Source organism: Mesorhizobium sp. XAP4 (assembly GCF_029269325.1).
GTDB lineage: Bacteria > Pseudomonadota > Alphaproteobacteria > Rhizobiales > Rhizobiaceae > Mesorhizobium > Mesorhizobium ciceri.
This window is the reverse complement of sequence record NZ_JARIXW010000005.1, coordinates 57,245-71,833: the sequence shown is the minus strand read 5'-3', so window position 1 is coordinate 71,833 and position 14,589 is coordinate 57,245. Positions and strand designations below refer to the sequence as shown.

Genomic DNA, 14,589 nt, shown 5'->3' with positions numbered 1-14,589 from the left:
AACATTCAACCCTACTCCCCTACTCCCCTACTCCCCTACTCCCCTACTATCGCACCAGATGCCGGAACGCCGCCACCACATCCTCATAGACATGGCGCTTGAACGGCACGATCAGGTCAGGAAGGTCCTGCATCGGCCGCCATGCCCATTTGTCGAACTCGGCGGTGTGGCCACCCGGCGGCGGATTGATCTGGATCTCGCTGACATCGCCGTGGAAGCGAAAGGCGAACCATTTCTGCGTCTGGCCGCGATACCGGCCCTTGAAGGCGATGCCGACGAGATGCTCCGGCAAATCATAGTTGATCCAGTCCGGCGCCTCGGCCAGTAGCGAGACGCCGCGCATGCCGGTCTCCTCATAGAGCTCGCGCTCGGCCGCCTGCAGGGGCTCCTCGCCCTCGTCGATGCCGCCTTGTGGCATCTGCCAGAGCTGCGTCGTGCCGGCAAATTCGCTGTCCGGTTCGGCAATGCGGTGCCCGACCCAGACCAGGCCCTCGGCATTGAGGATCATCAGCCCGACGCAGGGTCGATAAGGCAGCGTTTCGCGGTCGATTTTGTTCGTCTTTGGCATCAGTCACTCTTTCCAGCCGTCTTCCGAGGGCTAGCCTTTTTGCGGATCGATAGCCACCGCTGAAATCGGCACGATCTCGATGCCGCGCTTCTTGGCCTCGACCACCCAGGATGACACGGTATCGACCGTCAGGTCGAAGGCCGAACCGATGCCGACGGCAGTGCCTTTGGCCCGCGCGGTCGCCTCCAGGCTGTCGAGCTTCTTCAGGATTTCGCCGCGATCCTGCACGGCATCAATCGCCATGTCGCCGGCGACGAAGGGCACGCCGTCTTTCAGCGCCAGATCCGGCGCCAGACTGCGCGCCGACGAGCCGTCATCGATATAGGCGAGGCCGCGTTTGCCGAGCTCGGCGATGAACGGCTCCATCGCCGCCGCGTCAGCGGAAAAGCGGGCGCCCATATAGTTCATGACGCCGGTATAGTTGGTCGTCCGCGACAGCGCCCAGTGCAGGCTCTTCAGGTTCTCGTCCGCGCTCGCCGCCACCGTCAGCGTGTTGCGTCCCGGATTGACCTTGGGATAATCGAACGGTTCGAGCGGCACCTGCATGACGATCTCGTGGCCGCTCTGCCTGGCTGCCTGCATCCAGCGGCCGATGCTGTTGCCTTGCGGCGCGAAGGCCAGCGTCACTTCCGCCGGCAGTTTGGCGATGGCCGCCTGGGTGCCGGTCTGCGAAACCGAAAGCCCGCCGATGACGATCGCCACCCGTGCGCCGCGCCCGCCCGACCAGGGCCGCGCATAGACGTCGAACGGCCGCCTGCCATCGGCGGCGCGCACCGGCAACGGCCCGGTCTCGCTGGCCTCGATCAGCGCCTTGTCTGGAATATGCGCGACCTTCAGGTTCTGGCCGACGGTCGACGGGTCGCGAATGACGATCGCTGCCTTGGGCGGCCCATCGCCCTCCTCCGTCTGCACATGGATGATCTGCGGCCCACCTGATTTGACCGGCGCCTCCGGCTTCGGTGCCGCCGGGGCCAATGCAGGCGGCGCGGCGGCAGGTTCGGCCGCAGCGGTCACTTTCGGCGTTGAAACGGCAACCTCTTGCGGCTTACGAAACGGCTTTTCCCTGAGCGCGATCGCGCCGGAGATGCCTGCCACCACCAGCACGGCCACTGTCGCCATGATCGCACCGCCGCTGAGCTTGCCGGCGGCGCGCGGCGGCCGGACTGCCTGTCCGAGCGGGCGTTCGATGTCCTTGCCGATATCAGTCAAGCGTAATCCCCGGGCGCATGGCTCCGAAGGCGAAGCCACTTCGAAACGGCATGCGCGAATTCATCAATCCCGGCGCACCCCCACGCCATGCCTTGGGAGCTTTGCCTCGCCCCCGAATCAAGCTGCCGGAACCTTTCGGTCCCGGCAGCATCGCATTGCTTCCATCATGCTCAAACAGAAAGATGGAGCGGCGCGTGCGCCGCTCCAGATGCCTACTGGTTGAGAACCGCCTTTTGCGGATTGGGCGGGAAGGACGGATCGGTCTTCTGACCGCGCAGCAGCTGCTCGGCATAGATGAGCTGCAGATCGTCCTTCGGATCCGGTGGCACATAGGCCGCAGAGCCCGAACCCGTCGTGCTCTCGTCGGCGCCCTTGATATGGCCCTTGAGATCGGATTCGCCACGCGTCAGATCCCTGCCCTGCAGTTCCGGCGGCAGTGGCTGTTCGACCTTGATGTCGGGCGTGATGCCCTTGCCCTGGATCGACTTGCCGGACGGCGTGTAATAGAGCGCCGTCGTCAGCCTGAGCGCACCATTCTCGCCGAGCGGAATGATGGTCTGCACCGAACCCTTGCCGAAGGACTGCGTGCCGACCACCGTGACGCGGCGCAGGTCCTGCAGCGCGCCGGCGACGATTTCCGAGGCACTGGCCGAACCGCCATTGACCAGGACGATCATCGGCTTGCCGTTGATGTCGTCGACCTGCTTGGGCTTGGCGTCGAAGCGGGTGACGTCCTTGGGGTCGCGGCCGCGCGTCGAGACGATCTCGCCGCGGTTGAGGAAGGCATCGGACACGCTCACCGCCTGGTCGAGCAGGCCACCCGGATTGAGGCGGAGATCCAGAACATAGCCCTTCAGCTTGTCGTCGGGAATCTGCTTCTTGATGGTGTCGATGGCGTTCTCGAGGTCGTCATAGGTCTTTTCGGTGAAGGAGGTGATCTTCATGTAGCCGATGTCGTTCTCGACCCGGAACTTGACCGCCTTGACCTTGATGATGTCGCGCACGACCGTCAGTTCGATCGGCTTGTCGGCGCCCTGGCGCAGGATGGTCAGCTTGATCGGCGTGTTGACCAGGCCGCGCATCTTGTCGACCGCATCGTTGAGGGTCAGGCCGCGAACCTCTTCGCCGTCGATCTTGGCGATGTAGTCGCCGGCCAGCACGCCTGCCTTGGCGGCCGGCGTGTCGTCGATCGGCGTGATCACCTTGACCAGATCGTTCTCCATGGTGACTTCGATGCCGAGGCCGCCGAACTCGCCCTTGGTCTGGACGCGCATATCCTGCGCCTGCTCGGCATTCATGTAGGAGGAGTGCGGGTCAAGCGAAGCCAGCATGCCGTTGATGGCATTCTCGACCAGCGACTTGTCGTCGGGCGGCGTCACATACTGTGCCCGCACGCGCTCGAAGATATCGCCGAAGATCGCCAGTTGCTTGTAGGTCTCCGACCCTGCAGCGTTCGCCGCCGAGCCGGGTGCGCCATAGACCAGGCTCATGGCGGACGCGCCCATCAGCGCACCGGCAAACAGAAGCGACAGTTTCCGCATTATTCACGTCCTTCCAGAAAAACGGTCCGCCCACCATGGGGCCGGATCGACGGGTTTTCCATCCTTGCGGAACTCGACATAGAGTTCCGGCGTGGCATTTCCATTCTTCGAAACCGAGGTGCTCGCCACCCGGGCCTCTCCCATCGCACCGATCGGCTCTCCTGCAAGCACTGATTGACCGGTCGCGACGCTGATTCTGCTCATCCCCGCCAAAACGACATGATAGCCGTCGCCTGCGTTCAGGATCAAGAGTTGACCATAAGAGCGAAACGGCCCCGCATAAAGCACATTTCCATCCGCCGGCGCGGTAACGATGGCTCCCGATTGTGTCGCAACCATGTCGCCTAGCATCACCGCGCCGTTACCGTCGTCGGCGCCGAATCGCCGCTTGATGCGGCCGGTCACCGGCAGTGCGATCTGTCCCTGCAGCGCCGAAAAGGGCACCGCGGCGGCAAGTTGGTTGCTTTCCGGAACGGGCAGCGACGCCAGTTCCGCCGGCGCGGATGTCTTGTCGCCATCCGCCGTCTTCTGCTCAGCGGCCTTGGCGGCATCGGCGGCCTTGCGGCTCTTGTCGGCCTGCGCTTCGAGCGAGGCGATCAACTCTTTCAGGCTGCCGGCCTTGGCCGCCAGCGCCTCGGATCGCTGCTTTTCCGCGGCCATTTGCGTTTGCGTGTCGGCTTCGAGCTTCTGCTTGGCCTCCAGCAGCATGCCGAGCCGCTTCTTTTCCGCCGTCTGGTCGCCGACCGCCGCCGTCAGCCGCGCCCGTTCGGCCTCGATCGACGCCGTAATCCTGGTCTGTTCCTTGAGATCGGCAAGCAGGCTATCGGTCTGCTGGCGCAGTTCCGGCACAACCGCGCCGAGCAGGATGGCGCTGCGCACCGACGACAGCGCGTCCTCGGGCTTGACCAGGATCGCCGGCGGCGGGTTGAGGCCCATGCGCTGCAGCGCGCCCAGCACTTCGGCCAGAACGTCGCGCCGCGCCATCAGCGAGGCGCGGATCTTCTGTTCCTGGCCCTTCAACCCTTCCAGCCTGGCGCCGATGTCCTCGATGTCCTGGCCGAGCTTCTGCTCGGTCATCGCCGACTGAATCAATGCGGCGGTGATCGAGGCGTGATCCTTCTTGATCGTCGCGATGTCGGCGGAGAGCTTGGCCAATCGTTCGGACGACAGCGTGATCTCCTTCGAGACCCGTTCATATTCGGCCCGGCTCTGGTCCGGATCGGGAGCCAGGTCGAGCGTGTTTTCCGCCCGCCCCGCATGCAGCGACAGCACAAGCACCGCCGCCGCGATGCCGCAGCGCGCGCGCCATGAGCCCGTTCTTGATTTTCTGTCTTCAGACATTGAAGCCCGACTCTATGCGTGGCTTCGTTAACGAACAATCAACCATGTTCGAAACCGCCCACTCGATGCAATGTTACGTTGGCATTGGGGCGGAAATCCGGGTGTGTCGCACCAATTCACCGGCTTACGAGCGATGGTAGGGATGTCCCGAAAGGATAGTGGCCACACGATAAAGCTGCTCTCCCAGCATCACGCGCACCAGTTGATGCGGCCATGTCAGCAATCCGAACGACATCACCAGTTCGGCCTGGTCGCGCAGCGACTGATCGTGGCCGTCGGCGCCGCCGATGGCGATGATCAGCGCCTTGCGGCCACCGTCACGCAACAGGCCGAGGCGCCCGGCGAAATCTTCCGAGGAAAAGCTTTTGCCGCGTTCGTCGAGCAGGATCAGGGCGGTGCCGGGCTGCAACTGCGTCTGCAGTTTCTGGCCTTCCTCACGCCGGCGCTCGTTGGCAGTCTGGCCGCGCCCCTCGGCTATTTCGGCAATGCCGCCAAATTCAAGCCCCACCGCCGGGCCGCTCTTGGCGAAGCGCTCGAAATAGCGGTCGGCCAGCAGCTTCTCGGGGCCGGCTTTCATCCGGCCCACGGCATGAACTGATATCTTCATCCTTGCCTTGTAAGCCGCGCGAACGACTTAGTGGAGCGTTTCTTCCTCGAGGTCCGGCGCCTGCCACATCTTTTCGAGATTGTAGAATTCGCGGACTTCGGGGCGGAAGACATGGACGATGATGTCGCCAGAATCGATCAGGACCCAGTCGGCGCCGGACAGCCCCTCGACGCGCGCGGTGCCGAGACCGGCATCCTTGATCGCTTTGAGAAGATGATCGGCGACAGCCGCGACATGACGGTGCGATCGGCCCGAAGCGACGACCATATAGTCGCCGAGGCTCGATTTCCCCTGGATGTCGATGGAGACAATATTTTCGGCCTTGGAGTCTTCCAGACTGGCAAGGACTGTCTTGATGGCGCGGGACACGGCGTCGTCTACGCTGATCCTGGCCGGCGAAGGCATGATATCGGCCTTCTTCCGCAGTGCTGTTCTCAGTGTATTTCCTTTCGCAGCAAGAACAACCAAATCACCCCTTGAAGCAGGTGACACCACTTAGATAGGCAGAGTTCCCTGACAGTTTCAAGACGGGACCCTGCCTCGCACGAACGTATTGTCGCTCCTGTGGTTCCGCCGCACACCGGAAAAGATCGGAACCCTCGCCGTCGGCATGGGTTATCGGCTCACCGACCAACCGGATTTCCCCCATGCCGATCGACCCGCAAAACGCCTTCCTCAGCGTCCAGGCTGGCCTCGCCCAACTGAGCACGCTGATTGTTTCCTACTCCTTCTCGGCCATCGGTGCCGTTATCCTCTTGATCGTCGGTTATATCGTCGCCGGCCTTGCCGAACGTTCGATCTTCGCCGGTCTCGGCCATATCCATGGTTTCGACGCGACGTTGCGGCATTTCTTCTCGAAGATCGTCCGCTATGCCATCCTGATCCTCGTCACCATCATGGTGCTCGGCCAGTTCGGCGTGCAGACGGCCTCGATCATTGCCGCGATCGGTGCCATTGGCCTCGCCATCGGCCTGGCGTTGCAAGGCACGCTGCAGAACATCGCGGCCGGCATCATGCTTCTGGCACTGCGGCCGTTTCGCATCTGCGAGTCCGTCGAGGTCGGTTCGATTGCCGGTACGATCGAGGAGATCGGCCTGTTCGCAACCAAGCTCAGGACGGCCGACGGGGTCTACATATTGGCGCCCAACTCGACGCTGTGGAACCAGCCGGTGCGCAACTTTTCGCGCAATGGGGTGCGCCGCAGCGACATCACGCTGAGCATCGGCTCCTGGAACGACATCGACCGCGCTCAAAAGACATTGCTTGCCATTGCCGCCGCCGAACGGCGGGTCAAGCGTGAGCCGGCACCGATCGCTTTCGTCGCGACATTGGGCGATAGCACCGTTTCGATTGCCTTGCGCTACTGGACATCGTCGGCGGACTTCTTCGCCACCCAGACCGATCTCACCAAGCGCGCCAAGCAGGAATTCGATAGCGAAGGCATATCGATCCCGCTGCCGCCACCGGAAGGCCCGTCGCCGGAAGCCCGTCGACAATAGTCGGGTGGCTCAGTGCCGGCCCTCATCGTCCGGTGCGAAGGCGAGTTCGACCGGCAACGGCGCCTGCGCCGTCATCGGTGCGAAACTGCCGGTTTCGCCGACCGGGACCGCACGCGTCGTGAACACACGCAAAAGCACGAACAGGCAGAAGGCTGCGGCGATGAGAACAGCCACATAGATGAAAGCCTGCGTTCCGAAGACGGCCGACAGCGCCGTCACGATGCCGGGCACGACGAAGCCCGACAGCGACCAGGCAAACAAAAGCGAACTGGACAGCGCCACCATGTCGTCCTTGCCGGCGCGGTCGGCGGCGTGCGCGCTGGCCAGCGAATAGATCGATTCCGAAGCGCCGTCCCACACGATGTAGATCACAACCAACGCGGCCAGCGCGCCGCCATCGAACCCGAGTGCAAACAGGCCGGCGACCATGGCGAGCGCGGATGCGGCGATCAGCACATAGCGGCGGTCGGTTCGGTCGGAAATCCAGCCAAGCGGGATCTGCAGGATCAGCGTGCCGAGAGGCATCGCCGAAAGCAGCAGCGCCACGTCGGCCTGGCTGTAGCCCTTGGCCGTGGCGTGGATCGGCGCGAAGCCAGCAATCGACATGGACAGGCCGCCGACGGCAAGCATGCCGGCGACGCCGACCGGTGAAACCCGCCAGGCACGGCGCAGCGCCACCGAGGCCGCCTGCGGCGCCGGCGGCTGGGCAAGTTTGGTCATCCCGACAGGGAGGATCGACAGCGCGGTGAAGACGATGCCGATCAGCGGCGCATCCGCTGTCCTGATATCGACCAGCGCCAACGTCGCGTAGCCGACGCCGAGCCCGGCGACATAGGCGACGTAGAAGAAAGCCATCACCCGGCCGCGGATCGCGTTGGCAACGGCATCGTTCAGCCAGCTCTGCGCGACGATGAACAGGCCGCATATGGCAAAGCCGTAGAGCGCGCGCGCGGCTATCCACAGCAGCGGAAGGATCCCGGCGCCGACAGCCGCGTTGGCCAGCGCGATCAGCGCCGACAACACCATGAAGGCACGGGCATGGCCGACCCTTCGCACCAGCGGTCCGGTCAGGATACAGCCGGCGAGCCCGCCGGCCGAAAGCCCGGTGATGATCAGCCCGGCCCAGGTCGGATCGAAACCCTCGGCGCCAAGCCGGACCGGGATGTAGGCAAACATCAGCCCGTTGCCGACGGCAATCAGCGCCATCGACACGATGACGCTGGCAATCGCGATCAGCGGCGTGGGCTCGGCGCCCTGCTCGGCTTCGCTGCGGTTTTTCCTGGGAATCGACATGCCTGCTCAGGATTGCCCATGAAACGGGCAAAGGAAGCGATAAAAGCGACATGGCCGGGCGGCCGGGCTCACCCCTTCGCCAGCTTGCGGATCGCGCTCGATGACAGCGACGAGCGCGGGCCGTGAATGAAGGTCCAGGCCGGCGCCTTCATGCGGGCAAGCCGCGGCGCATCGCCCTCGTCGATGCGGGCATAGTCGAAGGTCTTGGCGACGACCGAGGACAGGAACGACAGCGTCGCGCCCGGGCGGTCGATGACGGCGATCGGGAAGGTCATGACGATCTCGCGCCAGCGCTGCCAGCGATGGAAATCGCGCAGGCTGTCGGCACCCATGATCCAGACGAAATCGACACCGGGATTGCGCGCCTTGACCAGCGCCAGCGTATCGGCGGTGTAGCGGACGTGATGGGCGGCTTCGAAAGCGGTGACCTTGATCTTCGGGTTCTTGGCAATCTGTTCCGACAGCTGCAGCCGTTCGCCCAGCGGCGCCAACTCCCTGGTGTTCTTCAGCGGATTGCCCGGCGTCACCATCCACCACAACTGGTCGAGCGCCAGGCGTCTGAGCGCGATCTCGGCGACCAGCGCATGGCCGGCATGCGGCGGATTGAACGAGCCGCCGAACAGGCCGACGGCGAGGCCTTTCTCGGCGTGCGGCATTTTGAAATAGTGGGAGGGGATAGCCTCCTTGCCCGCCCCCTTGTGGGGAGGGTCGATCCGCGAAGCGGAGCGGGGTGGGGGTATCGCGGAATTCAGCGTCGTTCCCCCCACCCGGCTCGCTATGCTCGCCACCCTCCCCACAAGGGGAAGGGTAAGACCAGCGCTCAAGGTCTCACCTGTCCCGACCCGCGCACACGGTATTTGAACGACGTCAGCTGTTCGACGCCCACCGGTCCGCGCGCATGCATCTTGCCGGTGGCGATGCCGATCTCGGCGCCCATGCCGAATTCGCCGCCGTCGGCGAACTGCGTCGATGCGTTGTGCAGCAGGATCGCCGAATCGATCTCGTTGAAAAACCGCTCGACGGCTTGCGCATCCTCGGCGACGATCGCCTCGGTGTGATGCGAGGAAAACGTCTCGATATGCTCGATCGCACCACCGATACCGTCGACCAGTTTTACCGCGATGATGGCATCGAGATATTCTGTCACCCAATCGGCATCGGTCGCCGGCTTGGCGTCGAAAAACACTTTCAGCACCTCGGCATCGGCATGGATTTCGCAGCCGGCGGCGCGAAGTGCATCAAGGATCGGCACCAGATGCGTGGAGGCAACCGCCCGGTCGACCAGCAGCGTCTCTGCGGCACCGCAGACGCCGGTGCGCCGCATCTTGGCGTTGACGGCGATCCTGACAGCCATATCGAGCTTGGCGGAACGGTCGATGTAGAGATGGCAGATGCCTTCGAGATGCGCGAAGACCGGGACCCGCGCCTCGGCCTGCACCCGTCCGACCAGGCTTTTGCCGCCGCGCGGGATAATGACGTCGAGGTTGCCGCCCAACCCCTTCAGCATCTCGCCGACGGCGGCGCGGTCGGTGGTCGGCACCAGCTGGATGGCATCCTCCGGCAGGCCCGCTTGCTTCAGCCCTTCGACCAGGCAGGCGTGGATGGCGGCCGAGGAATTGAGCGAATCCGAACCGCCGCGCAGGATCACCGGATTGCCGGCCTTGAGGCACAGCGCGCCGGCATCGGCGGTGACGTTCGGGCGGCTCTCATAGATGACGCCGACGACGCCGAGCGGCGTGCGCACGCGCTCGATATGCAGACCGTTCGGCCGGTCCCACTGCGCGATCACGTCGCCAACCGGATCCCGCAGCGCGGCGATTTCGCGGATGCCGTCGGCCATGGCGCGGATGCGCGCCGGATCGAGCTTCAGCCGGTCCATGAAGGAGGTGGAAAGCCCGGATTCATGACCATTCGAAACATCGATGGCGTTGGCGTCGAGAATGTCCTGCTCACGGGCCACGATCGCCTCGGCCATGGCCAGCAGTGCGGCGTTCTTGGCGGCGGTCGTGGCAATGGCCAGCGGCCGGGCGGCAGCCCGGGCGCGCCGGCCGATATCGGCCATCAGCGCGACAGTGTCATCCCCGGATTTTTCATGCAGTTTCAGCATGGCTCATCCTCCGCTTACATCGCCACCGACCGTGACTTGGTCACCGGCCCCTGTTTGGTCGCCAGCCCGTACTTGGTCACCCGAATGGCTCACCACAAGGTCATCGCGGTGGATCATCGCCGAACGCGCCTCGTAGCCGAGCACGGTTTCGATCTCGGCCGTCTTCAGGCCCGCGATCCTTACGGCATCGGCGGCATCATAGGCAACCAGCCCGCGCGCGATCTCGCGGCCCTCGGGCGACAGGATCGCCACCGTGTCGCCGCGCGAGAAATTGCCGCTGACCAGCTTGACGCCGGCCGGCAGCAACGATTTGCCCGACAGCAGCGCGCCGATGGCGCCGGCATCGACCGTAAGCCGGCCGGCCGGCTCGAGCTGGCCGGCGATCCAGGTTTTGTAGCCCTTGACCGGGTTGCTGCTCGGCCGAAAGAAAGTAGCGCGCTCGCCGCGTTCGATCGCCATCAGCGGCGACAGCCGAGTGCCCGACGTGATGATCATCGCAGTGCCGGCGGCGGTGGCGATCTTGCCGGCATCGAGCTTCGTGCGCATGCCGCCGCGCGACAGCTCGGAAGCGGCCGCACCCGCCATCGCCTCGATATCAGGCGTGATGCGGTCGACCACCGGAATGAATTTGGCGTTGGGGTCGCGCGCCGGCGGCGCGGTGTAGAGCCCGTCGATGTCGGAAAGCAGCACCAAAAGATCGGCGCCCATCATGGTGGCGACGCGGGCCGCCAGCCGGTCATTGTCGCCGTAGCGGATTTCGGAAGTCGCCACCGTGTCGTTCTCGTTGATGACCGGCACTGCCTTCATCTTCAAGAGTGTCGAGATCGTCGCCCGCGCGTTGAGATAGCGGCGGCGCTCCTCGGTGTCGCCGAGCGTCAGCAGGATCTGGCCCGATTTCAGGCTGCCCTTGCCGAGCGCGTCCGACCAGGCGCCGGCCAGCGCGATCTGTCCCACGGCTGCCGCCGCCTGGCTCTCCTCCAGTTTCAGGGCTCGCTTGCCGAGGCCAAGGATGGTGCGGCCAAGCGCGATAGCGCCGGACGAGACGACGAGGATTTCAGCGCCGCCCTGGGCCAGCCCGGCAATGTCGTCGGCGAGCGAAGCCAGCCAGTCGCGCTTCAGGCCCGTCGCGCGGTCGACGAGCAGCGCCGAGCCGATCTTGACGGTGATGCGCCGATATTTTCTCAGCGACTGCATGACCCTATTTGTCCCAGCGCGTCTCGACCGGCGCCGCGATCTGCGCGCGCGCCTCAGCAATCACCGCCATCAGCGCCCGCTGCACCGCCTCGACGCCCTCGCCGGTGACCGCCGACAACAGCATCGGCGCGCGGCCGGCAGCGCGTTTCAGCGAGGCGACCTTCTTCTTGCGCGCATCGGCGTCGAGCGTATCGACCTGGGAAAGCGCCAGGATCTCGACCTTGTCGGTGAGGCCATGGCCATAGGCGTCGAGCTCGGCTCGCACGGTCTTGTAGGCCTTGCCCGGATTTTCCTCCTGCGCCGAAACCAGATGCAGCAGCACACGCGTGCGCTCGACGTGGCCAAGGAAGCGATCGCCGATGCCGACGCCCTCATGCGCGCCTTCGATGAGGCCCGGAATGTCGGCGATGACGAATTCGCGCGCGTCGATGCGGGCAACGCCGAGGCCGGGATGCAGCGTCGTGAACGGATAGTCGGCGATCTTCGGCTTGGCTGCGGTGACCGCCGCCAGGAATGTCGACTTGCCGGCATTGGGCAGCCCGACCAGCCCGGCATCGGCGATCAGCTTCAGCCGCAGCCAGATGTTGAGCTCTTGCCCCGGCAGGCCGGGATTGGCGCGGCGCGGCGCCTGGTTCGTCGAGGTCTTGAAATGCTGGTTGCCGAAACCGCCATTGCCGCCCTTGGCCAGCAGAAAGCGCTGTCCGACCACGGTCAGGTCGCAGATCAGCGTCTCGTTGTCTTCTTCGAACACCTGCGTTCCGGCCGGCACTTTCAGCGTGACGTCGGCGCCCTTGGCTCCGGTCATGTTGCGGCCCATGCCGTGGACGCCGGTCTTGGCCTTGAAATGCTGCTGATAGCGGTAGTCGATCAGCGTGTTCAGCCCGTCGACCGCCTCCAGCCAGACATCGCCGCCGCGGCCGCCGTCGCCGCCATCCGGCCCGCCGAACTCGATGAATTTTTCGCGCCGGAACGACACCGAACCGGCGCCGCCGTCACCGGAGCGGATGTATACCTTGGCTTGATCGAGAAATTTCATGAGATTGTACAGTTTCTACTAGTGGCTTTGCGGCATTGCTCTAAACCTTGGCCCTTGCTCTAAACCAAGGCGCGGCGAAGGGCGAGGCCGTTTTGTGACAATGGCCATGTGGGGTTGGCCGGAGAGACGTCGGAATGAAGCTTGTAACCTACAACATCCAGTACGGCATCGGCCTCGACGGGCAGTACGATGTCGGGCGCATCGCCGATGCCGTGCGCGGCGCCGACGTGATCGCTTTGCAGGAGGTGACCCGCAACAATCCTCGGAATGGCGGCCGCGACATGGTCGCCGAGATCGGCGAGGCGCTGCCCGACTATTTCGCCGTCTATGGCAGCAATTTCGAGGCCAATATCGGTTCGCACATCGACAACGGCCGTGCCGTCACGAAAACCTTCCAGCTCGGCAACATGGTGCTGTCTAGAACGCCCATTCATCTGTCGCGCAACCTGCTTTTGCCGCGCAGCCGCAGCTTCGAGATGATGAACTTCCAGCGCGGCGCGCTGGAAGCGCTGATCGAGACGCCGCTTGGTTTCATCCGGTTCTATTCCATCCATCTCGATCACCGCAGCCCCCTCGAACGCGCCAGCCAGATCCAGTTCCTGCGCCAACGCATGCTGAACTATGCGCTCGAAGGCGGAGCACTGTCCGGCGTCGCCGAGATCGGCCTGCCGGAACTGCCGCATCCCGAAGCCTTTGTCGGCATGGGCGATTTCAACATGCTGGCCGGCTCACCCGAATATGTCGAACTCGCCGGCCGGCCGGACCATGAATTCGGCATGCCGCTGACCGCCGACTTCGCCGTCGATGCCGCCTTGCGGCTGAACGCCACCGGCGACGATCTCATCAGTTGGGTCGATCCCAAGCAACCCACCGATCCCAGCCGGCACAAGCGCATCGATTATATCTTCACCAGCGCTTCGCTTGCCAGATCCCTGCAGCGTCTGTGGGTCGACCGAAAGGCAGTCGGCTCGGACCATCTGCCGGTGTGGGTCGAACTGGGCTGATGGCCATTCATCTGGCGGCGTTTTCGCGTTCGACGATCGCCATCATAATCGTATCGCGGTATTCCCCGTCGACATGGACGGCATCGCTCTGCACGCCCTCCCTGACAAACCCGACCTTGTCGTAGAGAGAGATGGCGCGAGCATTGTCGGAATGCACGGAGAGTTCGATGCGGACGAAACCGGCCCTGCGCGCTTGCACCAAGGTTGCATTGATGAGCCGCAGTCCAAGCCCTCGCCCCCGATAGGGAGGAACAATCCCCATCCCGAGGGAGCCGCGATGGGCATGGATGAGCCGATCATGGCGTGAGATGTCGCACCAGCCGACGACCTCGCCACGAACAACGGCCACGAACCCCGGATCGCCTCTCCCGATACGGTCCATTGCGAAACTTCTGACTTGATCCAGCGGTGGCGCCTCAAGGAAGGACAAGTACTTTCGCTCACGCGCTACGACATCGAGCGCGCGATGAAAGCTTTCGATATCCCCAGGCGTCATCGGCGCGATCGCGGCCGTTTCAATATCGCTGCTGTCGACCATTGGCTTGACCGCCGTCATCCATCAGAAATGCACCCAGTTCCGCAGGCTGGTCCAGGTCTTGCGATCGAGCCGGTAGCGCTCGACGGGAACCTGGCCGGCGACGATCGAGTTCAGCATGCCCTGGCCGGCATACTGGAACCCGCATTTGTGGATGACGCGGCGCGAGGCCGGATTGATGACCCGCGTCGAGGCATGCAGGACCTGGATCGACGTCCTCTGGAAGGCGAGATCGACCAGCGCGTGCGCTGCTTCCGTCGCATAGCCCTTCTTCCAGTGCGGCTCGCCGATCCAGTAACCGAGCTCCAGCCCGCGATCGGTGGTGTTGAGGCCGGCGCAGCCGACGAAGGTGTCGGTGCCAGCCAGCGTCAGGGCATAAGCAATGCCGGCCCGACGCGATTTGGTCATGGCCAGGAACGCGCGCGCCTCGGCCTCGCCATAGGGGTGCGGCATGCGTGCCAGCATTTCGGCGACATGGCGGTTGTCGGCAAGCTCGACCAGCTGCGCGATATCGCCCTCGTGTGGCGCCCGCATCACCAGCCGCTCGGTGACCAGCACCGGGCAGTCTATCGCGTAACTTTCGTCTTCTGAGTCTTCCGCTTCGGCAACCATTTGAAAGTCCTCCAGGCACAAGAAAAAGGGGAGATGGAAACCC

General features: G+C 64.2%; 15 protein-coding genes. 2 read left to right on the top strand and 13 right to left on the bottom strand.

What is annotated here, in order from left to right; translation table 11 throughout:
- Positions 1–46: 46 nt before the first annotated feature.
- The 6 genes from P3C39_RS21665 to rsfS form a co-directional block, all read right to left on the bottom strand.
- The gene (locus P3C39_RS21665) at positions 47–568 is read right to left on the bottom strand and encodes an RNA pyrophosphohydrolase (protein WP_013529078.1); all 522 of its coding nucleotides are present in this window, start codon (positions 566–568) and stop codon (positions 47–49) included.
- A gap of 30 nt (positions 569–598) precedes the next feature.
- Complete coding sequence (locus P3C39_RS21660; RefSeq protein ID WP_013529077.1) at positions 599–1,777, bottom strand: divergent polysaccharide deacetylase family protein; 1,179 nt, start codon at positions 1,775–1,777, stop codon at positions 599–601.
- A 212-nt stretch (positions 1,778–1,989) separates the two neighbouring features.
- Positions 1,990–3,321: a S41 family peptidase gene (locus P3C39_RS21655; protein ID WP_024502881.1), complete on the bottom strand. Its 1,332-nt coding sequence runs from the start codon at positions 3,319–3,321 to the stop codon at positions 1,990–1,992.
- Entirely contained in the window at positions 3,322–4,659 is a 1,338-nt protein-coding gene (locus P3C39_RS21650; RefSeq protein WP_024502880.1) for a murein hydrolase activator EnvC, read from the bottom strand.
- A 124-nt stretch (positions 4,660–4,783) separates the two neighbouring features.
- On the bottom strand, positions 4,784–5,266 hold the full coding sequence (gene rlmH / locus P3C39_RS21645; RefSeq protein WP_013529074.1) for a 23S rRNA (pseudouridine(1915)-N(3))-methyltransferase RlmH: 483 nt from the start codon (positions 5,264–5,266) through the stop codon (positions 4,784–4,786).
- Positions 5,267–5,293: 27 nt separating this feature from the next.
- The gene (rsfS, locus tag P3C39_RS21640; protein WP_013529073.1) at positions 5,294–5,671 is read right to left on the bottom strand and encodes a ribosome silencing factor; all 378 of its coding nucleotides are present in this window, start codon (positions 5,669–5,671) and stop codon (positions 5,294–5,296) included.
- 242 nt (positions 5,672–5,913) lie between these two features.
- Between rsfS and P3C39_RS21635 the strand changes: the two genes are divergently transcribed.
- The gene (locus P3C39_RS21635) at positions 5,914–6,765 is read left to right on the top strand and encodes a mechanosensitive ion channel domain-containing protein (protein ID WP_275954412.1); all 852 of its coding nucleotides are present in this window, start codon (positions 5,914–5,916) and stop codon (positions 6,763–6,765) included.
- A gap of 9 nt (positions 6,766–6,774) precedes the next feature.
- Here P3C39_RS21635 and P3C39_RS21630 read toward each other — a convergent pair whose 3' ends face one another.
- The 5 genes from P3C39_RS21630 to obgE all read right to left on the bottom strand — a co-directional run bounded on the left by P3C39_RS21630 (position 6,775) and on the right by obgE (position 12,395).
- Complete coding sequence (locus tag P3C39_RS21630; protein ID WP_224618790.1) at positions 6,775–8,058, bottom strand: MFS transporter; 1,284 nt, start codon at positions 8,056–8,058, stop codon at positions 6,775–6,777.
- A 68-nt stretch (positions 8,059–8,126) separates the two neighbouring features.
- Positions 8,127–8,714, bottom strand: coding sequence for a nicotinate-nucleotide adenylyltransferase (locus tag P3C39_RS21625; RefSeq protein ID WP_013529070.1), 588 nt, complete (start codon positions 8,712–8,714; stop codon positions 8,127–8,129).
- Positions 8,715–8,878: 164 nt separating this feature from the next.
- The gene (locus P3C39_RS21620) at positions 8,879–10,165 is read right to left on the bottom strand and encodes a glutamate-5-semialdehyde dehydrogenase (protein WP_013529069.1); all 1,287 of its coding nucleotides are present in this window, start codon (positions 10,163–10,165) and stop codon (positions 8,879–8,881) included.
- 3 nt (positions 10,166–10,168) lie between these two features.
- Entirely contained in the window at positions 10,169–11,359 is a 1,191-nt protein-coding gene (gene proB / locus P3C39_RS21615; protein WP_013529068.1) for a glutamate 5-kinase, read from the bottom strand.
- Between the two features lie 4 nt (positions 11,360–11,363).
- On the bottom strand, positions 11,364–12,395 hold the full coding sequence (obgE, locus tag P3C39_RS21610; RefSeq protein ID WP_013529067.1) for a GTPase ObgE: 1,032 nt from the start codon (positions 12,393–12,395) through the stop codon (positions 11,364–11,366).
- Between the two features lie 134 nt (positions 12,396–12,529).
- On the opposite strand from obgE, the gene P3C39_RS21605 reads away from it, so the two are divergent.
- Entirely contained in the window at positions 12,530–13,399 is an 870-nt protein-coding gene (locus P3C39_RS21605) for an endonuclease/exonuclease/phosphatase family protein (RefSeq protein ID WP_013529066.1), read from the top strand.
- 7 nt (positions 13,400–13,406) lie between these two features.
- Here P3C39_RS21605 and P3C39_RS21600 read toward each other — a convergent pair whose 3' ends face one another.
- The gene (locus P3C39_RS21600) at positions 13,407–13,937 is read right to left on the bottom strand and encodes a GNAT family protein (RefSeq protein ID WP_013529065.1); all 531 of its coding nucleotides are present in this window, start codon (positions 13,935–13,937) and stop codon (positions 13,407–13,409) included.
- A 21-nt stretch (positions 13,938–13,958) separates the two neighbouring features.
- Entirely contained in the window at positions 13,959–14,546 is a 588-nt protein-coding gene (locus P3C39_RS21595; protein WP_024502874.1) for a GNAT family protein, read from the bottom strand.
- Positions 14,547–14,589: the final 43 nt, after the last annotated feature.